The sequence below is a fragment of the Flavobacterium arsenatis genome (genome assembly GCF_031456785.1).
Taxonomy (GTDB): domain Bacteria; phylum Bacteroidota; class Bacteroidia; order Flavobacteriales; family Flavobacteriaceae; genus Flavobacterium; species Flavobacterium arsenatis.
The window spans coordinates 92,898-116,183 of the sequence record NZ_JAVDVI010000008.1 but is presented as its reverse complement, the minus strand read 5'-3'; the positions used below and the strand labels follow the sequence as shown (position 1 = coordinate 116,183).

Here is a 23,286-nt window from a genome sequence, read left to right as displayed (position 1 = left end):
TTTTGTTTTACTTCCATCGGTTTGGGTTTTCTTCGATTAAGGAAAATGAGGTAAGCCGAAAATCATTCGGATTGCAACCGTCAATGTCTTCCCAATTTTCAAATGTTAGTTCTATCCCGCTTTGAAGTCGCAACAGAATACCAAGATTATCTGTCTTTTTCTTAAAATCAATGTTTTGATTATTCAGTTCAGCAAGGACAAATTGCAATGTCAGCTTGCTTGTGTCTTTCAAAATCCAGGGGTTGATTTTGATGTGTTTTCCTCCGCTCAGTTTGGCATTATTGAAATGGTCGGAAAAAATCAGAAACAGTTTTTCCTGCTGAAAATGAAATTCGATGTTTCCGTAAGTCCAGATATCATAGCCTTTTTGCTTTACCCAATCATCAGCAAAAAAATCGTCGGGATTGGGAAAGTTGTTTAATATCCATTCTTTGGTTTGCCCGAGTTTGATGTAATCGAATTTCCCTGTTTTGAAAAATTCAAGAAAGTCAATGGTTATTTTTTGTTTTATTTTCATTGTTTTCCATTATCTTTTGTTTTTCAAATTCTGCTTTAAATGTTTCAACCATTTTTAAATATTCGGTCTTTTCAAAATTTAGTACCGGAAAATCTTTGAACCAGTTGACCTTTGTGCCAACCATTTCTGCATCCCATTCTTTTGTTTCGTCAATTCCCAGTTTCTTCCATTGAATAAATGTTCCATAGTTTTGAATTTCTGCAACAATTAAAGTGCAAGAAAAATCACAATCATCCGGACACATTAATATCGGACATCTTTCAATTTGATTTTCTTCCGGAATAATTCTTTTCCAAACAATCTCTTTTTCAGCCTGCCTGTCCAAACAAAAATCAAGTGTAGGAATAAGTCCTTTGTATAAATTACCCGGATATAATTCATCTAATTTTTCATCCAGCCAAAAATCGTCAATACGAAAGTTTATAAAATCTAAATCTTGGTTGTAATCACTTTTATCCCAAAGAGCTTCTATTTTGTTCATAAGATTTATTTTTCGGTTGTCATTAGTTTATTTTCTTATTTTTTCCAAAGGGTGCAACCTGTGGCTATTGTTGTTGAACCGCGTTGTTGTTGTTGTTGTTGTTGTTGTTGTTGTTGTTGTGATTTTGCATTTTTACCGAAATTATTTTTACTGTTTTACATTCTAATTCGGCAGATAGTCCGCAATTGCCTTCTATTGTACACAAAACATTTTCTTGTTTTTCAAAATTCATTTCCCATACAGAGTTTTGATTGCCAAAATTTTCAAAACTATTTTTAATGATTTCATTAAACTCAACAGCAATAAGGAAATGTTTCCCAAAATGTAAAATATCTATCAATAACCGCATTTTTGGATAAGATACGGTTGATGAAACTTCCAAGTTCAATGATATTATTTCGCCGTCGTGGAACTTAGGAACCTGACCAAAAATATCTGTAAGCAATTCGCTGTTTTGTATAAATTCTTCGGGTGTTATCATTATTGTATTATCTTATTTTTTCCACAGGTTTCTTTTGTAGGCACGAGTAAGATGCTTGCACCAGCGAGCGGGGTTGCGAATGTTTTTTGTTATGAGCGGTTTTTTTTTATTTCTGAAAGTCCTTTCTCTTTTCTGCGTTCATTAACAAGATTTAAATCTGTAATGCTCAATTCTTTTAATTCATCTTCATTCAAAAAATCCTCCCAAATTGTGATCATTCCATTTGTTTCTACATCTAATGTTTTTTGTTTTTGATTGATTGAAAAATTATTAATAAATTCAGTAAAATTTTTTGCTATTATTATATCACGTCTTGCTTCAGGTTCAATCCAATTTACAGTAGGTTCTTGTGAATTATTTCGATAGTCCAATGTTATCCACCAATGTCCACCACCTGTAATTATAACTTGTTTTTCAGGTAATTCCCATTCGGCTGTCAGATATGATGTTGAAAGAATTCCAAGTTTTTTGGAATTTTCATCGTTTATTCCAAATAATTCATCAATTTGATAAAATCCGTCTGTCCAAATTGTATTATCTTGTGAGTGTAATTTTATTTTATTGATTCTTCCCCCATTTTTAATTTTTAGTAATTCAATTAATCGTTTTGGCAACTGAATTTTTAATTCATTTTCAGCTTTATAAATTAATTCTTCTGTCAAACTTTTAAAAGTTGCAGGTTTAGTTAAGTCCCAAAAATCTTTATTTTCCATAAAATGTTATTCATCAAATTTTTTTTAATAGTTATATAAATCTCATTATAATTTGAATCTGGTAATTCTTTTGCCTTGTTAAAATCTTTTTTAAAAATAAGGTTGCATATTTCTTCTTTCATTATTCTAATTTTTCACCGGTAAAAATTTCTAAATCTTTCCACAAATTTTCCAAAATTTCTTTTGCCGTTGTTTCACTTATTTTTCCCCAAGAATTCCAATCTGTTTTATAGCGATATTTTCTGTCCCAAGTAATAAATTCTCCGGTTATATTTAAATCTTCACAAATTATGCTCTCTGTAAAACTTTTAATTTTAGTGTCAAATGTTGTAAACGGTAGATTGTATTCTTTTTTACAAAGAAAATAACCGTCCAAAAAAGCACGAAAATAAGAGATATCATAATGACCAAAATACATCGGATAACGTTTACGCATTCCTTTTATCCATTCTTTAAGTTCATTAGATCTGTTTGGTAATGAAGCAAAACTATAATCGAATTTTGTTAGTTGTTTGGTTATATTTTTTCTTGGTTCTCTTAATTTGTATGTAATAACTTCTTGTATAGGATATGCTTGTTCATACTCTTTTAAGAAATCAAAGTATTTGTGAAAAAAGTCTAAATCATCTTCGCAAGTGAATGATATAATACTTTTAAAATTCCGTGAACCAATATTTTCTGCTTTGTATTTTTTTCGTGCATATTCTTCTAATGAAAGAATATTTCCATAATTCTCCTTTAGTTGTTGTTCATTCTCAAGTTGTAATAACAAATCCTCATAACCGAGCAAAAAGGCATCTAACAATGCGACATTCCGTTGTACGATAAATTCTTTGGGTGAGTTTTGAATTCTTTGTAATATGTTCCAATTTATAAAGCTTCTCATATTTTCTATTCTGTGTTTTGCAGTCGCTTTTGTATTGTCTATAATGTTTCGGGCTTTGCGTTCGAGTGGGAAATCGAAGCCGGATCTTCAATTTGGCAGTTTCGATCCGCTATTGCAAAACCTTTTTTAGCGGTTGTTTTTTTATTAGAGTTTTTTGTTTTTTTCAATTGCAAAATCTAAATACTCTTTTGTCTCTTTTGATAGGTCAGTTCTTAAATTTGTCTCCTTTAAGAGTTGAATATAAACATCTCTTTTTTTATTTTTTTTGTCTGCAATAATTCTATCAAGTAAAAAAACGTTGAATGCTTTAGGTTTTTGTCGAACGGAAGTTTCCAACAAGTTTTCATATTCGCCATTGTTATAAAATGTCTCAAGAAAACTACCCAAAGGTCCTGGTCCACCATAATCTATATCTGGACTACGTTCAATTAAGTCTAATATTGGTTTAACTGCGTCAAAACTATTTTGCTTTTCTTCAATTTTTTCAATGATGTCATAAGCTGGGTCAATAAATTCATTTTTATCGCCTGATTTTTTGGCTTTTACAATTAGCTCTTCTAATTTTTTTATTAAATCATAAAAATTTTCTTCTTTATTATTTCCTAAAATTTTGTCAAGTATTCCCATATATTTTTAGTTTATTCTTTTTTTGCTTTTCATTGAGTTGCGTGGTCTTTGGTAATCTGACCACTAACGTTTTGAGGCTTTGCATTCGGGTGGGAAATCGAAGCGCAAAAACTTTTATTTGTTGAATTTTGCAGTTTCGACTCACTAACGTAAAAACCTAGTTAGTTGCAGTGTCTTATGTCAATTTTTTTTTCAGCTCTTCACGTATTTTCATTAAAATTTTCCCTAACATATTTTTACCTTTTCCGTCGCCTCCATCTCCCCAATAATTGTCATTCTCGGTATGTTCAATAATTTTGGCGTCTTTGGTGTCAAGTAACAATTGGGTCAAGTCAGAATGCTGGGTGAATTTTGCTTTCACAGCGTCATACATTACATTCTGTTTTATGTTGTCCCAATTTTTCAAAATACGTTCTTTTCTACTACGCCCTAATTGTGCAGCCATCATTGGACTATCTGCATTTCGTATTTTGTCTTGGTATTCTTGTTTTTCAAACTTTTGGGCTTGGAAATAATGTTCTGTCGTTTTCCAAACTTTGTTTTTCAGTTTAATTGGATAATTGGCAAAATTTGAAAATTCTCCATAATGCCCGTTTTCACTATAAAATTTTATTTCGTCTTCCATACAATTTTAAATCTCTCTTTTTACTTTGTTAATCTGCACAATGCTCGGTAAAATTGCCCACAACTCGCACATTAGCGCAAGTTTCCATTTTTAATTGTTTATAAAATATTTGTTATGTCAATAAAAAAACTCACTATCAAGTGAGTTGCTAAAATATAAATTTTCACTAAACGGTGATAAAAAAAATCGTTATTTTTGTAATCATCAACATTGAAAAAACATAATTAATTGATTTATAGATTTTTAATACATTTCAGTTTGTGTTTTTTAATTTTAAGGAAATAACTATTCTAATGAGTAAACAAGAAAAGGTCAAAGCAGTAAGAAATAAGGAGCAGAGTAAACAAAAATTTTTGAATGCAGTAGGTGAAATTGCTAGAAAAGAAGGATACAAAGCACTAAAGGTAAATGATATCGCAAGGGTTGCCGGATTGGACAAAAAACTCATTTATAATTATTTTGGAAGTGTAGACGGACTATTAGATCAGTATATCCGCTCACTTGATTTTTGGAATAATGCAAGTGTTGACGTGGATCCGGCAGAAATTACAGATGGTGGCAAAGAGCTTTCCAAACAACTACTTACACAACAATACGATTATGTAGCAAGCAATAAGGAGCTTCAGGAGATACTGATTTGGGGTCTTGCAGAAAGTCGTAAATCGCTGAAAGATGTAAATGTCGGCAGAGAAGAAAATGGCGAAATGATGTTTAAAGCTATTGCTGATCCACATTTTGCTAATAATGCTACAGATTTCAGAACAGCTATGGCTATACTGATTTCAGGAATATATTATTTAAATATGTATACCACCAATGCTGATACTTTTTGTGGTATAAATTTGACGAATGAACAAGGTAGAGATCAAATAAAAAGCACTCTTATGAAAATGCTGGATATGTTATATGATAATTTTGAAAAAAAATAGTGTATAGAAACCATGAAATTAGATTGATTTTATTTGCTGATTTGTTGTTTTGTTAAAGCTGAATTTATCTTTTAAAATTTTCATATCGTCACTCACTTTTCTGTCAAGTACTTTTGCATAGTGCTGTGTGGTTCTTAAATTTTTATGACCTAGCATTTTGCTTACACTTTCAATAGGTACGCCATTTGTAAGCGTTACAGTTGTTGCAAAGGTATGTCTAGCAATATGAAAAGTTAATTCTTTATTTATACCACAAACGCCGGCAATTTCTTTTAAGTAGGCATTCATTTTTTGATTAGATAGAATTGGTAACAATTTGTCTTGATTAAGTGATTGCGGATGTTTTTGATATCTATCAATGATTATTTGTGTAATTGGAAGAATGGGGATTTTTGAGGCTGATTCCGTTTTTTGACGATGGGTGAATATCCATTTCTCGCCATCAATTCCGTAGCTTATATGCGATTTAGTTAGATTTTTTACATCAATGTATGCCAAGCCGGTAAAACAGCTGAAAAGGAAGATGTCGCGAACTAATGAAAGTCTTTCGGTTTTGAAATCTTTGTTGATGATGATTTGAATTTCTTCTTCCGATAAATAAACTCTTTCTACTTCTTTTACTTTGGATTTGTAGTTGGCAAATGGATCCTTGTTAAGCCAATCATTCGCCAAACACAACTTGATTATTTTACTGAAATTTTTAATGTACTTTACAGCAGTATTGTTGGCACAGTTACGAACGCTTCTTAACCAAAACTCGTAATCGGTTATGAAAGCATGATCAATCTTTGTAATGTCGATATCAGAAACATTGTATTTCCATTTTATGAACTCTACGGTGTGCTTTAGTGAGGTTGTATAGCGTTCTAACGTTCCTGGTGCATATTCTTTTCCAACCAATTCTTTAATTCTATTGTTATGATCTTGGAAAATAGGTACAAGCATGCGCTTGGTTTCGGTTACTCCAAATAATTCATTCTTTAGGTTTTCTGTATTTAAGCTTATGTCTTTCTTAAAAAGTTTTTTTTCGGCTTCTAAAACCTTGTTTTTCAAATAATCCAGATGACTGTTTATTGTTCTAGATTCTTCTGTAGATCCTTTTACTTTGTTGCCTTCGGAAGACCATTTATCTGGATTGATATATTTATTGGTGCTAAACTCAAATCGTTTGGAGTTGATTGTGATTCGTGTGTAGATAGGGCAGATGCCTAAATTGTTGACTTTTGCTCTCTTAATGTAAAAGAGAATTGATACTGATGTGCTCATGGTTGGTGACCTTAAAGTTACTATTAAATTTATTCGATTTAATAACTACACACAAGATGTCCACTTTTTGAATATGTTGCTGAACTCCTGCTGTAGCGGTGCTTTTCGTTGCGAGGTGTCACTTAAAATTTTACTTTTTAGTGACACCTTGAAAGACACCTAAACTTTGAGATTTAATGAATAATTTGATATTATCCTAAAAGTAAAAACCCACTAAATTGTTGAATTTAGTGGGTTTTAGTACCATTTGCTTTTCAGCTCGCGGAGAAAGAGGGATTCGAACCCCCGGACCTGTTACAGTCAACAGTTTTCAAGACTGCCGCATTCGACCGCTCTGCCATTTCTCCAATAAGTCGCTTTCAGTATCTGATTGCGAGTGCAAATATAGCACGCTTTTTTGATTATCAAAACATTTTGTGCTTAAAAAATAAAGAAAATTTTAAATTTGGTTTTAACCGTTTCATTTTCTTTTATTTACAGCTAAAATATTTTTTAATTATTTTTCCGCAACCGCTTAAAATAACCTAGAACCTTACGTATTCTGTGATTTCAAGTCCGTATCCAATCATTCCAACACGTTTAGTTTGTTCTGGAGTATTCGAAACTAATTTAATTTTTGAGATGTCAATGTCGTGCAAAATTTGGGCTCCAATTCCATAATCTTTCGTATCGATTATAATTTTTGGGGCTTTCATCACGCCTTCGCTCTGCAATGTTTTCAATTCCGTGATACGATTTAATAAATTTACAGATTGCATGTCTTGATTGATGAAGATAACAGCACCTCGTCCTTCTTCATTGATTACCTTGAACATGTCGTCAAGCTGTTGATCTGCATTGTTGGTTAACGTTCCTAAAAGATCATTGTTCACTTGAGAAGAATTAATTCTTGTCAATATTGGCTCACCTAAATTCCAAGTTCCTTTCGTCAATGCTATATGCACTTGTTTGTTGGTAGTTTGAACATAAGCCCTTAATCTAAAAGTCCCAAAACGGGTTTCTACATCAAAATCTTCTTTCTTGACGATTAAACTGTCGTGTTGCATTCTATAAGCAACTAAATCTTCAATTGAAACCAATTTCAAATCGAATTTTCTAGCAACTTCAACAAGTTCAGGCAATCTTGCCATCGAACCGTCTTCGTTCATTATTTCGCAAATCACACCAGCTGGCTTGAATCCGGCCAAACGTGCAAAATCTATTGCAGCTTCTGTGTGTCCGGTTCTTCTCAATACACCACCTTGCTTGGCAATAAGTGGAAAAATATGTCCAGGTCTTGCTAAATCGTAGGGTTTTGTATCTGGTTCGACTAATGCTAAAACCGTTTTGGCCCTGTCTAACGCAGAAATTCCCGTGGTTACGCCATTTCCTTTCAAATCTACCGAAACTGTAAAGGCCGTTTCCATGTGATCGGTATTGTTCGTCACCATTGCTTTCAGATCTAATTCCTTGCAACGGCTTTCGGTTAGCGGAGTACAAATCAAGCCTCTTCCGTGAGTGGCCATGAAATTAATCATCTCTGGTGTTACCTTTTCGGCAGCAGCCAAAAAATCGCCTTCATTTTCACGGTCTTCATCATCTACAACGATTATTACTTTTCCTTGTCTGATGTCCTCAATAGCTTCTTCTATTGTGTTGAGTTGTATTTTGTCTGATGACATTGTAGTTATTTTTGTTGAGATTTTTTCTTTTTAAAGAGCTTTTGGAAAGGTGCTAAAATTACGTCCAGATTGATCAATCCTATGTCATTTGTAGCCCTGTAAGTAAGTAAAATGGCTAAAGGCGTCAAAATCATTGAAGCCATCCAAGCTCCTAGAAATGGGGTTATTTCGTTTTCCTGTGCAATCTTTTTACCAAAAGTATTGATAAAATGAAAGGTAATAAAAATTAAAACCGCAAATACAATCGGAAGCCCTAATCCGCCTTTTCGGATGATGGCACCTAGTGGAGCACCAATAAAAAACATTAGGATGCAGGCATAGGCAATTACAAATTTATCGTGGAAAGCAATCCAGTGTTCGTTGATTGTCTTTTGCTTATTGAATAATTCATCCTTGGTTCCAATAACAGTAGAGATTGTATTGGTGGTATTGTTTCGGGCGATTTCTAAAAATTTTGCCTTGTCATTATCATTATAGGTTGATAGTAGGTTGTCATTACGGGCTATTTTATTTTTTATGACAGCTTTTGTAGAATCTTTTGTTGATGTAGCTTTAGTTGTATCTACCTTTTCAATTATGGTTTTTGAAATAGGAGGTTCAATAGGTTTGTTTAGAGCTTGCCTATAGGGTGGAATTGTTTTCTTTTGTGATTGATGATTTGTAATTCCGGTTCTCAAATGAATATTTTCTGTAAATGAAATCAAATCATTGTCATAATTTGTACTTAATGAATCCAAAGTATATCGCAACTCATTGATATTAAGCATTGTGTTGGTGTTGGCTACTTTTTCATCATCAACATCAACCTTGTTGAGTTGCGACAAATCAAGATTCATAATATATTTCTTGAAAGAAGTTTTTGTAAAAGGAAGTTTTTTTCGATCCTCATATTTTTTTGGAACAACATCCTCATATTGAAATCCTTCGAATAAAACCAATTGCAGGATATTTGAATCTTCACTGCTCAATAACTCACCGTTTTTAGCTTTGATAACAGCATTACTGGAGTTGCCTCCCAATGATTTTTTGTGGATGGTAACACCTTGCAATAAATTTCCGTTTTCGCCCGATTTTTTTTCAACTTTGATGTTGTAATTTCCAACATCGCTGAATTGACCTTCGGCTATTGCCATGGCAGGCTTTACCTGGGCAATATTTTTTCTAAAATTGATGAATTTATATTGAGCATAGGGAATGACATTGTTGGCAAATGCAAAAGCGGCGATGCTTAAAACAAAGATGAAAACAATCAGACTTTTCATGGCACGCTGCAACGAAACTCCCGAAGATTTCATCGCTGCAAATTCATAATTTTCAGATAAATCTCCAAAAGTCATGATTGAAGCCAGAAGAATTGAAAGTGGTAAAACCAACGGAATAACAGTTGGCATAGAGTAGAGGAGGAACTTGACAATCAGGATCAAGTCCAAATCTTTTCCGGCCAATTCAGCAATAAAAAGCCAAACAGTTTGCAATATGAATATAAAAAAAAGGATTACAAATACCGAAGTAAATGTAATCAGGAATGTTTTTAGAAGGTATCGGTCAAGAATTTTCACTCTGGGAAATTAGTCTAACTTGTTGATATAGTATTTTGGATATTTACTCTGAACAAAGGTAAACTGATTTTTTGATAATGGCTGATTGGTTTTAAAAGAATTAACAACAATTGTCGTTTTAGTTCCATTTTTCCCAGTCTCAATTAAATTGTAGATGTGTTTGGTTTGGATGTCAATACCTAAAAGAATCTCTTTTCGTTGGTCTTTTGAACTGATTGGAATCAATTTAATGTATTGAATCTTCCTTCCTTTTATATTTTGTGGAATATCCCAAGAATATTTATAACCGCTATTGAAAAAAGTCAGCATTTTAGAAGGTGTAATGGCATTTTCATCTTTCTCGTCAACGCTTGAAATACTAATTTCTTCATCTTCTGGAACAATGGTATATACTTTTTTTCCATCAAACATCTTTGTAATTCCCATGAAATTCAATACATATTGATTGTCTTTCAAAATCACATTTCCTTTACTTTCTTGATTGATGTTTTCTTTTGAGTTGTTAAGGGAGTATTTAAAATCAATCTGAATATTATCGTAGCTTTTTACTTTGGCCGTAACTTCATCTAGGAGTTCTTTTGCTTTCTTGTCCTGGGCCTGAATCGAAAAACTGAAAATGAATAAAAAAGCAAACGGGATAAAATGTTTCATCTTAAAAATTGTTTTGTTCGTTGTTTAAAAAATCATCAAGAGAACTCAAATCGGGTAGGTTCACGGCTCTGGCTTTACTTCCTTCAAAAGCTCCAACAATTCCAGCGGCTTCCAATTGATCAATCAATCTTCCTGCCCTGTTGTAGCCTAATTTTAGCTTTCGCTGAAGCAAAGAAGCTGAACCTTGTTGAGCTGTAACAATAATTTCGGCAGCTTCCCTGAACAAAGAATCTCTTTCGGAAACATCTATATCAAGTTTGATGCCACTTTCGTCTCCTCCAACAAATTCAGGTAAAAGATAGGCACTTGCATAGGCTTTTTGGGCTCCAATGAATTCCGTGATTTTTTCAACTTCGGGTGTGTCAACAAAGGCACACTGAACACGAACGATGTCGTTTCCGTTGGTATATAATAAATCTCCACGTCCAATCAATTGGTCGGCTCCCGAAGTATCCAAGATAGTTCTGGAATCAATTTTAGAAGTTACCCTAAAGGCTATTCTCGCAGGGAAATTCGCCTTGATCATTCCAGTAATTACATTTACAGAAGGTCTTTGGGTTGCGATAATCAAATGTATTCCAATCGCCCTAGCTAATTGTGCCAGACGTGCAATTGGTGTTTCCACTTCTTTTCCGGCTGTCATAATCAAATCGGCAAACTCATCCACAACCAAAACAATATACGGTAGAAAACGATGTCCGTTTTCAGGGTTTAATTTTCGAGATTTAAATTTCTCATTGTATTCTTTGATGTTTCGAACCATCGCGTCTTTCAACAAAGAATAACGGTCGTCCATTTCAATACAAAGTGAGTTTAATGTATTGATTACCTTGTTGTTGTCGGTAATAATCGCTTCATCTGTATCAGGAAGTTTTGCCAAATAATGACGTTCTATCTTATTGAAAAGCGTCAATTCCACTTTCTTCGGATCGACCAAAACAAACTTTACTTCGGCAGGATGTTTTTTATACAAGAGAGAAGTCAAAACGGCATTCAAACCAACCGATTTTCCTTGTCCTGTAGCTCCAGCCATTAAAAGGTGAGGCATTTTTGCCAAATCAACAACAAATGTTTCGTTCGAAATTGTTTTTCCTAAAGCGATTGGAAGTTCCATTTCAGCTTCTTGAAATTTAGCCGAACCAATCACACTTTTCATCGAAACCATAGTTGGATTCTTATTCGGAACCTCAATACCAATCGTTCCTTTTCCTGGAATTGGAGCAATGATACGAATTCCTAAAGCCGAAAGTGATAGGGCAATGTCATCTTCCAAACTTTTGATTTTTGAAATCCTGATTCCTGCTTCCGGAACAATTTCATATAAGGTTACAGATGGACCAACTGTTGCCTTGATTTGGGCAATTTCAATCTTATAATTTCGAAGTGTCTCAACAATCCTGTTCTTATTTTCTTCTAATTCTTCTTGATTGATGGTAATTCCGCCTGTGGTGTATTCTTTTAATAAATCTAAAGTTGGAAATTTAAAATTAGATAATTCTAAAGTGGGATCGAATAAACCAAAGTCAGCAACTAGGCGAGAGGCCAGATTTTCTTCAATAATGTCTTCCTCTGCTACTTTTTCAACGATGAATTCTTCTTCAATATGCTGAATTGGTGGTTCGATTTCTAAAATCGATGGCGTAATTTCTAATACCGAAGGTTTTATTGTAGGTTCTAAAATCAATTCAGAAGAACTGTTTATGGTGGGTTTTAAAGCATCTCTATTGATTTCAAATTGTGAGGCTGGTTTGATTACGATTTTTTCTAATTCTAAATCTTCTTCCTCTTCTTCTATGATTTGATTATCTTCAAATTCTTCATCAACAGCAAATTCTTCTAAATTATAAGTGCTTTGTGTTGATGGTGTTTTGATGGATTCTAAATCTTCAGTCAAATCTTTTTTTGTTTTTTCAAATAAAGCTTTGATTGTATCAGGAGATATTTTTATCTTGAAAATCAAATAGATAATCAGCCCGAAAATCAATACAAGTAATGTTCCGGACTTTCCAATATAATCTTGCAAAAACAGGTTCATTTCATAACCTATGATACCGCCAAGTTCTGGAAGAAAATGGGCAAAAAATCCAAATAGGATGGAAATGATTACCATTGCAAATAAATCCCAAAACCAAGTGTTCTTTAATTTTTTTACGGATAAATCCAAAACCAGATAAGCTCCGGTAAGGAAAAACAATCGTACAAAAAGAAAAGCTCCAACACCAAAACCTTTATAAACAAAAACATCTGCCAAGTAGGCTCCAAATTTACCAAGCCAGTTTTGAACACTAACAGTTCTGTCGTTTAATTCGCTAATTGCACTTTGATCGTATTGGCCATAAATGTAAAAAGATATAAATGCCAATAACAGTGAAATGGAAAAGAGTACAAGCAAGCTACCGAATACAACTTTATGTTGACGGGTAATTTTAAATGATTTTTTTGGAGCAGCATCCGCGTCGTTTTTCTTTGCAGCGGTTTCTTTTTTAATCGTTTTTGCCATTCAGGTTGTTGCTAATTGGAGTAAAAATAAATAAAATTAAAAGATAATTGTCTTTTACAGGCTCATAATTATAGGAATATAGATAATGCATCCAATTGCAAGTGCGGCAATTGCAGCAAAAAACACAGCACCGGCGGCAATATCCTTTATAAATCCTATTCTACTATGAAAATCCGGATGGATAAAATCTGCAATTTTTTCTACGGCAGTATTTAGACCTTCAATACTCAAAACCAAACCAATTGCCAAGGTTTGAAAAAGCCATTCGGTTTTGGTGATTTCGAAATAAAATCCGGCAATACTTATCAATACACCAAGTGAAAATTGAACCATAATGCTGTGTTCAGTTGTCACTAATTTATAGGCGCCAAGTATGGCGAACTTAAAACTTTTTAATCTTCCGGTAACAAAAGAGTTGTCGTTTTTCATTTAAATAGAAGAAGAATTAAAGAGCTGTTAAGGCTGCATCATAATTCGGCTCATCAGCAATTTCAGGAACTTGTTCTGTATAAGAAACATTCCCATTTTCATCAATTACCACAACCACTCTTGAATGCAAACCAGCCAATGGACCGTCAAGCATTTCTAAACCGTAGTCTTTTCCAAAACTTCCGTCTTTAAAATCAGATAGATTGACAACATTTTCCAATCCTTCAGCACCACAAAAACGTTTTTGGGCAAAAGGTAAATCTCTTGAAATGCACAATACTTTTGTGTTTTCCAATTGGCTTGCCTTTTCGTTGAATTTTCTAACAGATGCAGCACAAGTTCCCGTATCTACACTTGGGAAAATATTCAAAACCAATTTGCTTCCTGCAAAATCTGCCAATGAAACTACAGATAAGTCGTTTTTAACAAGTTTAAAATCAGTTGCTTTTGAACCTGTTTTTGGTAATTCACCAGATGTATGTATCGGATTTCCTCCTAATGTAATTGAAGCCATTTTGTTTATGTTTTATTAGGGGTCAAAAGTATGAAAATTATATTGGGAATAAAAATAAATGAAGGCAAACAGACAACGTGAAATCAGACTTTTGAACAACAAAAAAAGCTCCCTAAAAAGAGAGCTTTTGCATTTTCTAAACAAGATTTATTTATCGATCGAACCTAAAACCCTTTTCATGAAAGCGTTTAGAGCTTCTTTTTTGTCGGTTCCTTCCTTTACCATTTTATCTACTTCCAAAGCACCATACATATTGGAAATCAATTCCCCAATGACATCCAGCTCTTCATCTTTCAAAGATGGGACTTCGGTTAAAGCCTCAAGAACTTCAATAGCTTCGATAATATAATCTTGGTCGTTCTCCTCAATGAATTGAGTAAGATGTTTAATAACAGGTAGTTTCATCTTTTGAGATTTTTATAATATTTCAACAAGCAATTCTGTTAGAACTTCAGCCTTGTTGGTTTGGGTTTCGTTTACCAGTAGTCCATCCACGAAAGTGGCAAAAGTTGGAAGATTGGAAACATTGGCCAATTTTCTTGATTCAGGAGATTTTTCGGCATCAACCAAAACAAAAGTCACATCTTCGTTTTCCGAAGCCAATTTCTTGAATTTTGGTTTCATGATACGGCAGTTACCGCACCACGAAGCTGAATATTGAACAATTACCTTTTTGGTTTTTGCTACTAAATCTTGTAAAGTATCTTCGTTTAATTCGATTAACATAGTTTTTTTTTAATTTTCAAATCTAAAAAACCAAATTCCAACATAAGGAATTGGAATTTGGAATTTCAAAATTTGGAATTTATATTTTTAGTTTTGAGACAAATAAGCTGCCGTACTAACTCTGTCAGCACTCATAGCTTGTTTTCCTTCTTCCCAGTTTGCAGGACAAACTTCACCTTTTTCTTGAACGTGAGTATAGGCGTCAACCAATCTCAAGTATTCGTTTACGTTTCTTCCCAACGGCATGTCGTTTACACTTTCGTGGAAAATTTTACCGGTTTCGTCAATCAGATAAGTCGCTCTGTACGTTACGTTTGAACCTTCGATGATAACTGAATCTGTTTCTTCGCTGTAGCTTGTAGATTCAATGTCAAGAATTCCTAGGATGTTGGCCAAATTACGGTTTGTATCAGCCAAAAGAGGATAGGTAACTCCTTCGATTCCACCGTTATCTTTTGCTGTATTCAACCAAGCAAAGTGCACTTCGTTGGTATCGCAAGAAGCTCCAATCACGATTGTATTTCTTTTGTTGAATTCTGGCAAAGCAGCCTGAAAAGCATGTAATTCAGTTGGACAAACGAATGTAAAATCTTTTGGATACCAAAACAACAATACTTTTTTGTTGTTGTTTACTGCTTCTTCAAAGATGTTGATTTTTAAATTGTCGCCCATTTCAGAAATGGCATCAACTGCAATACTTGGAAATTTTTTACCTACTAATGACATAAATATATTTTTTAATGGTTATTTTTTGATGTTGCAAAAATAGGGCAGATGCTTTCGAAAATACTATCAGAAATTATTATAATTATTTATTATAGAATAGTTTTTGACTATCTATTTTCTGAAATTGTCAAATTTGTAATTTTAAAGTGTAATAATTGTATGAATCATAGTTTATCTAATTTTCTATTTCTTAAATCCTATTTTTAGGTTTGGTTTTATATATTTGTTTTTTGTTAAAAATAATGATCAAACATTAAATTATTTAAAAAGAAATTAACATTATGAGTTTTTCCAATTTATTCAGAAAAAAGTCAATCAATACTATAGTTAAAGAAGGAGGGGATGGTGAACATTCTGGTTTGAATAAAGTGTTGACGGTTAAAGATTTAACTTTTTTTGGAATAGCTGCGATTATTGGCGGAGGAACTTTTAGTGCTATTGGAAATGCTTGTTTTTCTGGAGGTCCGGCTGTTGTACTTTTGTATGTGATGTGTGCCATTGCGTGTGGATTTACCGCCATGTGTTATGCTGAATTTGCTTCACGTGTTCCTGTTTCAGGAAGTGCCTATACCTATGCTTACGTTTCGTTTGGAGAATTATTCGCTTGGATAATTGGCTGGGCATTAATTATGGAATATTCCATCGGAAACATTTATATCGCTTTTTCATGGAGCGGCTATTTTACTAATTTATTAGAAACCTTTCACATTCATTTACCCGAATGGCTTACTATAAACTACAAATCGGCTCACGCAGCTTTCTTGGCAAATAAAGGTGCAGAAGGTCTTTTGGCTTGGCAAAATGCCCCAATTATTGGCGGATTAAGAGTCATCTTCGATTTACCGGCAGTTGTCATCAATGTATTAATTACGTATTTAGTTTATAGAGGAACGAAAGAATCTAAAAACTTCAGTAATGCAATGGTTTACATCAAGTTGGCTATTATTGCATTGGTGATTATAGTGGGTGCTTTTTATGTAGATATCGACAATTGGACACCTTTTATGCCAAACGGATTTGGCGGTGTTATGGCGGGAGTTTCAGCTGTTTTTTTCGCTTATATTGGTTTTGATGCCGTTTCTACTTTGGCAGAAGAAAGCAAGAATCCACAACGTGATTTGCCGAAAGGAATGATTTATTCGCTCGTAATTTGTACGGCGGTTTTTGTGGTTTTAGCTTTAGTAATCACTGGAATGGTTTCGTATGAATTACTTGGTGTAAGCGATCCTTTAGCAGAAATTTTCGCATTGAAAGGTGTAAAGTGGATGTTGTTTATTGTGTCAATTGCTGCCGTTGTGGCCATGACAAGCGTTTTACTGGTTTTTCAGATGGGACAACCAAGAATTTGGATGACCATGAGCCGTGATGGACTGATGCCGAAGAAATTTTCAAACATCCACCCAAAATATAAAACACCGAGTTTTGCTACTATCGTTACTGGTTTAGTTGTTGGGATTCCCATCTTTTTTACCGATGAAAATTTTGTATTAGACTTTACTAGCATCGGAACCTTATTTGCTTTTGTCTTGGTTTGTGGTGGTGTTCTGATGCTTTCGCCTCAAAGTGAAGCCGAATTGGCAGAAAGAGCAACAAAAGGAAAATTCAGAATTCCGTATGTGAATTCAAAATATATTTTTCCTGCAATAATGTTAATTGCTGTTGCATTAATTATAATCTATCTTCCAACATTCTTCAACGATATTCTTGATTTTTCTGATGGAAAGATAGCTACTAATCTACCAATGCTAGTATTTCTATTAGTTTGTGTAGTGATGACTTTTTTGTCCTTCTTCAAAAATCTATCCTTAATTCCTTTATTAGGATTGGTTTCTTGTTGCTATTTATTAACAGGAATGGCCGTTTCCAACTGGATGTGGTTTGGAGTTTGGCTGGTTATTGGGTTGTTTTTTTACTTTATTTATGGTTATAAAAAAAGTAAACTGAATTTTCAAAAATTATAAAATTGTTGTTGGTTCACTGGATATGATTTCTCAAGATCAGAAGGATTAGATGAATATGTTTGTGGCATGATTTTTTGTATATTTGTGAAACTGTAAACTATAGGCTATGACAACGATAACAATAAATAAACGTACAAAAGAAGGAAAGCTTCTTTTTGAAATGGCAAAATTGCTTTCTGAAAACAGCAAAGGTGTTGTTATTACAGAAAATGATGAAAAAGAAAAAAGCCCTTACAATCCTGAATTTGTAAAGAAAGTTCTGAACTCTCACAAAAACGACAAAAGAGTTACTATTAAAGCTGATAAGTTATGGGAAAGTATATAGTTAATTATACTGAAACTGCTATTAGCGATTTACAAAAGCATAAAAAGTATGGAAATAAAGCTGTATTGAATAAAATATTAGCTATTGTCAACGAGTTGGAAGAACACCCCTATACTGGAATAGGAAAGCCCGAACAACTTAAACACACACTTGTTGGTTTTTGGTCAAGAAGAATAAATCAAAAATATAGATTGATATATACTGTCGAAGAAGAAATCGTAACTGTTGAGATTGTTTCAGTCATAGGACATTACGGAGATAAATAATTTTACAAAAAACTACAAAGGATCCTGTTATATTCATAGCGGGATTTTTTATACGAATCAAATAACTAAAGACCTATAAATTTGTTCAAATCCAGAAAAGTAATTAGTGTAAATTAGTGAAATTTGTATCCATTATTTTAAAATCGGTATAATCAGAGTTTCAAACCTTAAATTCCTGTTAAGCCTTTTCATTACTATTGTTTTTTATGTATATTTAAAATAAAAAAACAATCTATGAAAAACCTTAAATTATATCTAATCCTTTTTGCGGGTTCGCTTTTGATGACCGTTTCCTGTAAGAAGAAAGATGAAAAATCAGCTGTTGTTGCTCCTGAAGATTTAGTTAAATTCGACAGCACACAAATAGCTTCTTTCTTTGTTAAATACCCTGATTTTAAATCATTTGAATCCGAAATAAAAGAAGTCTACAAGAAAAGAAATTACCATTATGTTTGGTATGATAAGGATGGACGAATTGATTTCGCCGAAGTTTTATACAACAGAATCAATCAATTAAAGAACGATGGCGTTCAAGCCGAAATGCCCTACAAAAAACAAATTGACGAACTTTTTGATCAAAGAGAAAGCAAAAAAGCAGGTCCAGAAAGCGATTTTTTGGTGAGTTCGATGTATTTTTTCTACACTAAAAACGTTCTGCAAGGTTTAGATCCAGAAAAAAGCAAGCAAACCGGATGGTATTTGCCTCGTGAAAATGTTTCCTATGTTGATTATCTTGATTCCTTGCTAAAAGATCCTTACTTGATAAAAAAAGACAAGGGAGAATTAATTGGTCAATATTATAACCTAAAAAAAGCATTACACAAATTTAGAGAAATCCAAAAAGCAGGAAGTTGGGGAAAAATCGAATTGCCTGAAGGAGTGAAATCACTAAAACCTGGCGATTCATCATCTGCAATTGTTCAAATCAGGAAAAAATTATTCCTGATTGGCGATTTGAAAAACGATTCTGGGAAATCTGTTTTTGATAATGATTTAAAAGATGCCTTGACCAAATATGAAAGCCGTCACCATCGTAAATTCGATGATAAAATTGGTCCAGCCATTGTCAAAGAAATGAATGTTTCGGTCGAAGATAGAATCAAAACCATCATCGTAAACATGGAACGTTGCCGTTGGATCAATCCTGAAACCATGAACTCTAAAGAACTTGTTGCAGTGAACATTCCTTCCTACAGAATGCAATATTTTCGTGACGGAAAAAGGGTTTTAGAGTCGAATGTTGTGGTTGGAAAAGAGCTAAATCAAACCGTAATTTTCAGTGGCGAAATGAGTTATATCGTTTTTAGTCCGTATTGGAACATTCCACCAAGCATCATCAAAAACGAAATCAAACCAGGAATGGATGCTGATGGCGACTACCTCGCAAAACACAATATGGAATGGAACAATGGAAACGTGCGTCAAAAACCTGGAAAAAACAATTCGCTTGGACTTGTGAAATTCATGTTTCCAAATTCAAACAACATCTACCTTCATGATACACCTGCAAAAAGCCTTTTCGGAAGAGATACCAGAGCTTTGAGCCACGGTTGTGTTCGTGTAGAAAAAGCAAAAGAATTAGCCAATGCCATTTTGGAAGGCGACAAAAAATGGAATGCCAAGAAAATCGATGAAGCCATGAATGCTGGAACCGAAAAGCATTATACATTAAACCATAAAATTCCAGTTTATATAGCCTACTTCACAGCATGGGCAGATGAAAATGGCACTGTGAGCTTCTATCAGGACATCTATAAAAAAGACGACAAATTGGCTCATTTATTATATACAGAAGCCAAATAATTAAATAGTTTAAACACAAATTCCACTAATATACACAAATCATTTCGTGTATATTAGTGGAATTTGTATTTATAAGAATCTGCGAAATCTGTGTTTAAGCTCTTTCCATTTTCAAAATCCCCAATTCCATCATACAAGCCTCCATCATATCAAAAGTCCTCTGAATATCGTTATCCAATCCAATAGAAAATCGAATCAAACCATCTGTCAATCCCATTTCTATCTGTTCTTCCAACGGAATTTCGCTCGAAGTAGAAGTTCCAGGAGCACTAAACAACGTCTTGTAAAACCCTAAACTAACCGCCAAATAGCCCAGATTTCGTTGTTGCATTAACTCCATCAACTCATTCGCCTTGTCCAAACTTCCTACGTCAACCGTCATCATTCCACCAAAACCATATTCAGGATTAATCATGCTTTTATACAATTCGTGGCTCGGATGGCTTTTCAATCCCGGATAAACTGTTTTTAAACCAGCCTGCTCAAATTTATCCGCCAAAAACTGTGCATTATGGCTGTGTTGCTTCATCCTGATGTGCAACGTTCTCAAGTTTTTCATCACACTCGCCGAACGCAAACTGTCCATCGTCGGACCCAAAAGCATACTCGCTCCGTTGTTCACATTCTTCAAATCGTTGATGAATTCCTGCGAAGCACAAACCACACCACCAACCGTATCACTGCTTCCGTTGATGTATTTTGTTAAACTATGAATCACAATATCAGCTCCCAATTTCGCTGGAGCAACCGACAATGGCGAAAACGTATTGTCCACCACCAATTTAATATTATGTTTCTTTGCAATCTTTGCCAAACCAGCAATATCAGCCACTTCAAGCAACGGATTACTCACTGTTTCACAATACAAAACCTTCGTGTTTGGCGTAATCGAAGCCTCTATAACATCCAATTTTGTGATGTCCACAAAAGTGGTCTTGATACCAAATTTCGGTGTAAAATTCTTCAAGAAGGCATATGTTCCGCCATAAATCGTTCGGCTCGAAACAATATGGTCGCCACTTCCGCACAATTGCAAAAGCGTTGGCGTAATCGCACCCATTCCCGAAGCAGAAACATTCGCAGATTCCGTTCCTTCCATTGCTGCCAAAGCTTTATCCAAATACAAATTGCTAGGCGAGGAGTGGCGTGAATATAGATAACAGCCTTCAGCATTGCCTTCAAAAGTGTCAAACATCGTCTTGGCCGACAAAAACGTATAAGTTGATGAATCAGAAATCGATGGATTCACACCACCAAATTCTCCAAAATACTGCAGATCCTGAATATTATCAGCCGGATTAAAATTTTTCATATTGTATATTTTTAAAATTGTTATTGCTATTGAAAATGCTATTGAAATTGATTTTTGAAATTGCTATTTTTTAGAAGCGAAAAGCTTGGGCATTTCAGCAATCCTTGTTCCCGCCTTCCTTCCAATCTTTTTTGTCTCGTTAAAAGAAACGAGACAAAAAAGGATTTTCCCTCCAGTCGGGGCTATTGGACAATCCATTTTCGCTTTGGAATCTTTTCCAAAACAACAAACAATTAGATTATTAATCAACCTTGTCGTCTATATTTAGAAAATAAACCTACAATAACCTATATTTGCAATTTTATTTACATTAAAACATAAGTAATTTCATTTAAACCGAAAATATTTCCAAATGAATTTAGATGCCATCGATAAAAAACTACTCCAATTTCTGCAGGAAGATTCAAAGCAAACCACAAAAGAGTTGTCCTTAAAGTTAAATCTTTCCGTTACAGCTGTTTATGAACGAATAAAAAAACTAGAACGCGAAAAAATTATCGACAAATACGTCGTCCTTCTCAACCGAAATAAAATACAAAAAGGCTTCGTCGTATTCTGTCATCTAAAACTCATGCAACACACCAAGGAATTTATTTCCCAATTCGAAAAGGAAGTTGTGCAATTAACAGAAGTTCTCGAATGCTTCCACGTCAGTGGTGATTATGATTATATCTTGAAAATCTGTGTAGAAAACATGGAAGAATACCGTGAATTTATGGTCACCAAACTCACCACCTTGCAACATATCGGTAGCACACACAGCACTTTTATGATTGGAGAAGTAAAAAACACAACATCGTTTTCAATCTGATTTTATATCCCAAAAAAATCCTAATATTCTAATATTTCATTGGTTTTTAAGGTTTAAAAAAGCTATTTTTGGGATAAAACCTAAAAATAATATTTATGCCAGACCAATTACGTTTAGCTCCCGTTGACAAATACGTCATCAATCCACTAAAATCATTCATCAGTAATTCCGTTATGGGTGGAGTTGTGCTTCTAGTTGCTACAATTATTGCTGTAGCTTTAGCCAATTCTCCTTGGTCCGATTGGTTTTTAGGACTTTGGAAAAACAGAATTTCATTAAATTTCAACGGAAATCCTTTTGTTGATTATGATTTGCACCATTGGATCAACGATGGTCTGATTTCGATATTTTTCTTCGTACTCGGTTTGGAGCTAAAACGCGAAATGGTCGACGGACAATTGTCGGGTGTCAAAAACGCGATCTTACCTATAATTGTGGGAATTTCAGGAATGATTTTTCCAGCCTTGATTTTTTATTTTTTCAACAGTTCCGATACCGCAGTTCTTGATGGTTGGGGAATCCCGATGGCGTGCGACATCGCTTTTGTCTTGGGAATTTTATATTTGCTTGGCGACAGAATTCCAGCATCTGTAAAAATATTTTTCACTGCCTTCGGTATTGTCGATGATTTGGGAGCCGTTTTGATCATTGCTTTTGTTTATACTAGTGAAATTTCATTTGTTAGTTTAATGATAGGTATGGCTTTTTTCATTCTTTTGGTGATTGCTAATAGAGTAGGTGTGAGAAGTACGGTTTTCTACGGAATAGTTGGAATTTTAGGAGTTTGGCTTCCCTTTTTACTTTCGGGTGTTCATGCCACAATCGCCGCCGTTTTAGTAGCTTTTACCATTCCTGCCACAACCAAAATCAGTGAAGCAGGTTTTCTTAAAAAGATAAGAAATTATATTGCCAGTCTTGGAGAAACAGGAGCATTAACTGGTCCAACGCTTACTAAAGAGAAGTGGTATATCATGAAAAATATGAAATCCATTACCAGTCATGCCATGCCACCTTTGCAACGTTTGGAACATGGTTTGCATCCTGTTGTGTCTTTTGTAGTCATGCCAATTTTCGCTTTGGCAAATGCAGGAGTGGTTTTCAATGTCAACTTTTCCGATTTATTTTCAAACAACATTTTCTCGGGAATTGTAGTGGGTTTATTAGCAGGAAAGTTTCTTGGAATTTTTGGTGTAACCTTTATCCTCCTAAAATTAAAGTTAGTTAAACTTCCAATGAAAATGAATATGAACCACCTTTTCGGAATCAGTATTCTTTCAGGAGTTGGTTTCACGATGTGTCTTTTCATCACCACTTTGGCCTATGAAAATCAGGAACACATCACCCAAGCCAAAATAGCAATTTTTGTTGCCTCAATTATTGCAGGTGTTGCAGGATATCTTATTTTGAGTAGAAATTCGAAAAAGGAAATGGCTAAAGTTGTTTCTTAATTGTAATAGTAGGAAATTAGAAAACTTTAAACCGAATTAAACCTTAAACAAAAAAACTTCCGTAATTTT

26 protein-coding genes and 1 tRNA gene are annotated in these 23,286 nt (G+C 34.1%); 7 read left to right on the top strand and 20 right to left on the bottom strand.

The features are described 5' to 3' along the window. Nucleotides 1-7 precede the first annotated feature (7 nt). The 8 genes from J2X31_RS10620 to ybiA form a co-directional block, all read right to left on the bottom strand. On the bottom strand, nucleotides 8-517 hold the full coding sequence (locus J2X31_RS10620) for a hypothetical protein (protein WP_310026616.1): 510 nt from the start codon (nucleotides 515-517) through the stop codon (nucleotides 8-10). Then, a complete protein-coding gene (locus J2X31_RS10615; RefSeq protein WP_310026613.1) occupies nucleotides 489-998 on the bottom strand; it encodes a hypothetical protein in 510 nt (169 codons plus the stop codon). The genes J2X31_RS10620 and J2X31_RS10615 overlap by 29 nt, the downstream gene beginning before the upstream one ends. Nucleotides 999-1,062: 64 nt before the next feature. Next, the gene (locus J2X31_RS10610) at nucleotides 1,063-1,479 is read right to left on the bottom strand and encodes an Imm50 family immunity protein (protein WP_310026612.1); all 417 of its coding nucleotides are present in this window, start codon (nucleotides 1,477-1,479) and stop codon (nucleotides 1,063-1,065) included. 89 nt (nucleotides 1,480-1,568) lie between these two features. Beyond that, nucleotides 1,569-2,192, bottom strand: coding sequence for an SMI1/KNR4 family protein (locus tag J2X31_RS10605; protein ID WP_310026610.1), 624 nt, complete (start codon nucleotides 2,190-2,192; stop codon nucleotides 1,569-1,571). Further along, the gene (locus J2X31_RS10600) at nucleotides 2,165-2,314 is read right to left on the bottom strand and encodes a hypothetical protein (RefSeq protein WP_310026609.1); all 150 of its coding nucleotides are present in this window, start codon (nucleotides 2,312-2,314) and stop codon (nucleotides 2,165-2,167) included. Before J2X31_RS10600 ends, J2X31_RS10605 begins: the two co-directional genes overlap by 28 nt. Next, complete coding sequence (locus J2X31_RS10595) at nucleotides 2,314-3,078, bottom strand: hypothetical protein (protein ID WP_310026608.1); 765 nt, start codon at nucleotides 3,076-3,078, stop codon at nucleotides 2,314-2,316. Before J2X31_RS10595 ends, J2X31_RS10600 begins: the two co-directional genes overlap by 1 nt. A gap of 144 nt (nucleotides 3,079-3,222) precedes the next feature. Then, on the bottom strand, nucleotides 3,223-3,705 hold the full coding sequence (locus tag J2X31_RS10590) for a hypothetical protein (RefSeq protein ID WP_310026606.1): 483 nt from the start codon (nucleotides 3,703-3,705) through the stop codon (nucleotides 3,223-3,225). A 175-nt stretch (nucleotides 3,706-3,880) separates the two neighbouring features. Beyond that, a complete protein-coding gene (ybiA, locus tag J2X31_RS10585) occupies nucleotides 3,881-4,330 on the bottom strand; it encodes a riboflavin biosynthesis intermediates N-glycosidase (RefSeq protein WP_310026604.1) in 450 nt (149 codons plus the stop codon). Between the two features lie 293 nt (nucleotides 4,331-4,623). On the opposite strand from ybiA, the gene J2X31_RS10580 reads away from it, so the two are divergent. After that, entirely contained in the window at nucleotides 4,624-5,259 is a 636-nt protein-coding gene (locus J2X31_RS10580) for a TetR/AcrR family transcriptional regulator (RefSeq protein ID WP_310026602.1), read from the top strand. Between the two features lie 18 nt (nucleotides 5,260-5,277). Here the strand turns inward: J2X31_RS10580 and J2X31_RS10575 are convergent, their stop codons facing one another. From J2X31_RS10575 to J2X31_RS10525, 11 genes are all read right to left on the bottom strand, one after another. Beyond that, entirely contained in the window at nucleotides 5,278-6,525 is a 1,248-nt protein-coding gene (locus tag J2X31_RS10575; RefSeq protein ID WP_310026601.1) for a site-specific integrase, read from the bottom strand. Between the two features lie 262 nt (nucleotides 6,526-6,787). Then, nucleotides 6,788-6,872, bottom strand: a tRNA-Ser gene (locus J2X31_RS10570). 177 nt (nucleotides 6,873-7,049) lie between these two features. Beyond that, nucleotides 7,050-8,186, bottom strand: coding sequence for a 3,4-dihydroxy-2-butanone-4-phosphate synthase (gene ribB / locus J2X31_RS10565; RefSeq protein WP_310026600.1), 1,137 nt, complete (start codon nucleotides 8,184-8,186; stop codon nucleotides 7,050-7,052). A 5-nt stretch (nucleotides 8,187-8,191) separates the two neighbouring features. Beyond that, entirely contained in the window at nucleotides 8,192-9,745 is a 1,554-nt protein-coding gene (locus J2X31_RS10560) for an LptF/LptG family permease (RefSeq protein WP_310026599.1), read from the bottom strand. A gap of 9 nt (nucleotides 9,746-9,754) precedes the next feature. Further along, entirely contained in the window at nucleotides 9,755-10,396 is a 642-nt protein-coding gene (lolA1, locus tag J2X31_RS10555) for an outer membrane lipoprotein periplasmic chaperone LolA1 (RefSeq protein WP_310026596.1), read from the bottom strand. Between the two features lies 1 nt (nucleotide 10,397). Beyond that, a complete protein-coding gene (locus J2X31_RS10550) occupies nucleotides 10,398-12,896 on the bottom strand; it encodes a DNA translocase FtsK (RefSeq protein ID WP_310026595.1) in 2,499 nt (832 codons plus the stop codon). Between the two features lie 54 nt (nucleotides 12,897-12,950). Then, nucleotides 12,951-13,325, bottom strand: a complete 375-nt coding sequence (locus tag J2X31_RS10545; protein ID WP_310026593.1) for a diacylglycerol kinase family protein — start codon at nucleotides 13,323-13,325, stop codon at nucleotides 12,951-12,953. Between the two features lie 16 nt (nucleotides 13,326-13,341). Then, complete coding sequence (tpx, locus tag J2X31_RS10540; RefSeq protein WP_310026591.1) at nucleotides 13,342-13,839, bottom strand: thiol peroxidase; 498 nt, start codon at nucleotides 13,837-13,839, stop codon at nucleotides 13,342-13,344. A 147-nt stretch (nucleotides 13,840-13,986) separates the two neighbouring features. After that, entirely contained in the window at nucleotides 13,987-14,244 is a 258-nt protein-coding gene (locus tag J2X31_RS10535) for a DUF6952 family protein (RefSeq protein ID WP_310026590.1), read from the bottom strand. Nucleotides 14,245-14,256: 12 nt separating this feature from the next. Further along, nucleotides 14,257-14,565 carry a thioredoxin family protein gene (locus tag J2X31_RS10530; protein WP_310026588.1) on the bottom strand — a complete coding sequence of 103 codons (309 nt, stop codon included), beginning with the start codon at nucleotides 14,563-14,565 and terminating at the stop codon, nucleotides 14,257-14,259. Nucleotides 14,566-14,652: 87 nt separating this feature from the next. Next, entirely contained in the window at nucleotides 14,653-15,291 is a 639-nt protein-coding gene (locus tag J2X31_RS10525; protein ID WP_310026587.1) for a peroxiredoxin, read from the bottom strand. A 281-nt stretch (nucleotides 15,292-15,572) separates the two neighbouring features. On the opposite strand from J2X31_RS10525, the gene J2X31_RS10520 reads away from it, so the two are divergent. The 4 genes from J2X31_RS10520 (at nucleotide 15,573) to J2X31_RS10505 (ending at nucleotide 19,646) form a co-directional block, all read left to right on the top strand. After that, nucleotides 15,573-17,252: an amino acid permease gene (locus J2X31_RS10520; RefSeq protein WP_310026586.1), complete on the top strand. Its 1,680-nt coding sequence runs from the start codon at nucleotides 15,573-15,575 to the stop codon at nucleotides 17,250-17,252. A gap of 106 nt (nucleotides 17,253-17,358) precedes the next feature. Beyond that, nucleotides 17,359-17,577 (top strand): DUF2683 family protein, encoded by a 219-nt coding sequence (locus J2X31_RS10515; protein WP_310026585.1) that lies wholly within the window; start codon nucleotides 17,359-17,361, stop codon nucleotides 17,575-17,577. Next, nucleotides 17,562-17,843 carry a Txe/YoeB family addiction module toxin gene (locus J2X31_RS10510; protein ID WP_310026584.1) on the top strand — a complete coding sequence of 94 codons (282 nt, stop codon included), beginning with the start codon at nucleotides 17,562-17,564 and terminating at the stop codon, nucleotides 17,841-17,843. Before J2X31_RS10515 ends, J2X31_RS10510 begins: the two co-directional genes overlap by 16 nt. A gap of 234 nt (nucleotides 17,844-18,077) precedes the next feature. Then, nucleotides 18,078-19,646 (top strand): L,D-transpeptidase family protein, encoded by a 1,569-nt coding sequence (locus tag J2X31_RS10505; RefSeq protein WP_310026583.1) that lies wholly within the window; start codon nucleotides 18,078-18,080, stop codon nucleotides 19,644-19,646. A 94-nt stretch (nucleotides 19,647-19,740) separates the two neighbouring features. On the opposite strand, the gene J2X31_RS10500 is transcribed toward J2X31_RS10505, so the two are convergent. Continuing rightward, a complete protein-coding gene (locus J2X31_RS10500) occupies nucleotides 19,741-20,958 on the bottom strand; it encodes an aminotransferase class I/II-fold pyridoxal phosphate-dependent enzyme (RefSeq protein WP_310026581.1) in 1,218 nt (405 codons plus the stop codon). 352 nt (nucleotides 20,959-21,310) lie between these two features. On the opposite strand from J2X31_RS10500, the gene J2X31_RS10495 reads away from it, so the two are divergent. Further along, entirely contained in the window at nucleotides 21,311-21,769 is a 459-nt protein-coding gene (locus tag J2X31_RS10495) for an Lrp/AsnC family transcriptional regulator (protein WP_310026580.1), read from the top strand. A 95-nt stretch (nucleotides 21,770-21,864) separates the two neighbouring features. Further along, nucleotides 21,865-23,217 carry a Na+/H+ antiporter NhaA gene (gene nhaA, locus J2X31_RS10490; protein WP_310026579.1) on the top strand — a complete coding sequence of 451 codons (1,353 nt, stop codon included), beginning with the start codon at nucleotides 21,865-21,867 and terminating at the stop codon, nucleotides 23,215-23,217. Nucleotides 23,218-23,286: the final 69 nt, after the last annotated feature.

Coding starts and splice junctions, on each gene's coding strand:
- J2X31_RS10620 (WP_310026616.1), bottom strand. CDS start 517: ATGAAAATAAAACAAAAAATAACCATTGACTTTCTTGAATTTTTCAAA.
- J2X31_RS10615 (WP_310026613.1), bottom strand. CDS start 998: ATGAACAAAATAGAAGCTCTTTGGGATAAAAGTGATTACAACCAAGAT.
- J2X31_RS10610 (WP_310026612.1), bottom strand. CDS start 1,479: ATGATAACACCCGAAGAATTTATACAAAACAGCGAATTGCTTACAGAT.
- J2X31_RS10605 (WP_310026610.1), bottom strand. CDS start 2,192: ATGGAAAATAAAGATTTTTGGGACTTAACTAAACCTGCAACTTTTAAA.
- J2X31_RS10600 (WP_310026609.1), bottom strand. CDS start 2,314: ATGAAAGAAGAAATATGCAACCTTATTTTTAAAAAAGATTTTAACAAG.
- J2X31_RS10595 (WP_310026608.1), bottom strand. CDS start 3,078: ATGAGAAGCTTTATAAATTGGAACATATTACAAAGAATTCAAAACTCA.
- J2X31_RS10590 (WP_310026606.1), bottom strand. CDS start 3,705: ATGGGAATACTTGACAAAATTTTAGGAAATAATAAAGAAGAAAATTTT.
- ybiA (WP_310026604.1), bottom strand. CDS start 4,330: ATGGAAGACGAAATAAAATTTTATAGTGAAAACGGGCATTATGGAGAA.
- J2X31_RS10580 (WP_310026602.1), top strand. CDS start 4,624: ATGAGTAAACAAGAAAAGGTCAAAGCAGTAAGAAATAAGGAGCAGAGT.
- J2X31_RS10575 (WP_310026601.1), bottom strand. CDS start 6,525: ATGAGCACATCAGTATCAATTCTCTTTTACATTAAGAGAGCAAAAGTC.
- ribB (WP_310026600.1), bottom strand. CDS start 8,186: ATGTCATCAGACAAAATACAACTCAACACAATAGAAGAAGCTATTGAG.
- lolA1 (WP_310026596.1), bottom strand. CDS start 10,396: ATGAAACATTTTATCCCGTTTGCTTTTTTATTCATTTTCAGTTTTTCG.
- J2X31_RS10550 (WP_310026595.1), bottom strand. CDS start 12,896: ATGGCAAAAACGATTAAAAAAGAAACCGCTGCAAAGAAAAACGACGCG.
- J2X31_RS10545 (WP_310026593.1), bottom strand. CDS start 13,325: ATGAAAAACGACAACTCTTTTGTTACCGGAAGATTAAAAAGTTTTAAG.
- tpx (WP_310026591.1), bottom strand. CDS start 13,839: ATGGCTTCAATTACATTAGGAGGAAATCCGATACATACATCTGGTGAA.
- J2X31_RS10535 (WP_310026590.1), bottom strand. CDS start 14,244: ATGAAACTACCTGTTATTAAACATCTTACTCAATTCATTGAGGAGAAC.
- J2X31_RS10530 (WP_310026588.1), bottom strand. CDS start 14,565: ATGTTAATCGAATTAAACGAAGATACTTTACAAGATTTAGTAGCAAAA.
- J2X31_RS10525 (WP_310026587.1), bottom strand. CDS start 15,291: ATGTCATTAGTAGGTAAAAAATTTCCAAGTATTGCAGTTGATGCCATT.
- J2X31_RS10520 (WP_310026586.1), top strand. CDS start 15,573: ATGAGTTTTTCCAATTTATTCAGAAAAAAGTCAATCAATACTATAGTT.
- J2X31_RS10515 (WP_310026585.1), top strand. CDS start 17,359: ATGACAACGATAACAATAAATAAACGTACAAAAGAAGGAAAGCTTCTT.
- J2X31_RS10510 (WP_310026584.1), top strand. CDS start 17,562: ATGGGAAAGTATATAGTTAATTATACTGAAACTGCTATTAGCGATTTA.
- J2X31_RS10505 (WP_310026583.1), top strand. CDS start 18,078: ATGAAAAACCTTAAATTATATCTAATCCTTTTTGCGGGTTCGCTTTTG.
- J2X31_RS10500 (WP_310026581.1), bottom strand. CDS start 20,958: ATGAAAAATTTTAATCCGGCTGATAATATTCAGGATCTGCAGTATTTT.
- J2X31_RS10495 (WP_310026580.1), top strand. CDS start 21,311: ATGAATTTAGATGCCATCGATAAAAAACTACTCCAATTTCTGCAGGAA.
- nhaA (WP_310026579.1), top strand. CDS start 21,865: ATGCCAGACCAATTACGTTTAGCTCCCGTTGACAAATACGTCATCAAT.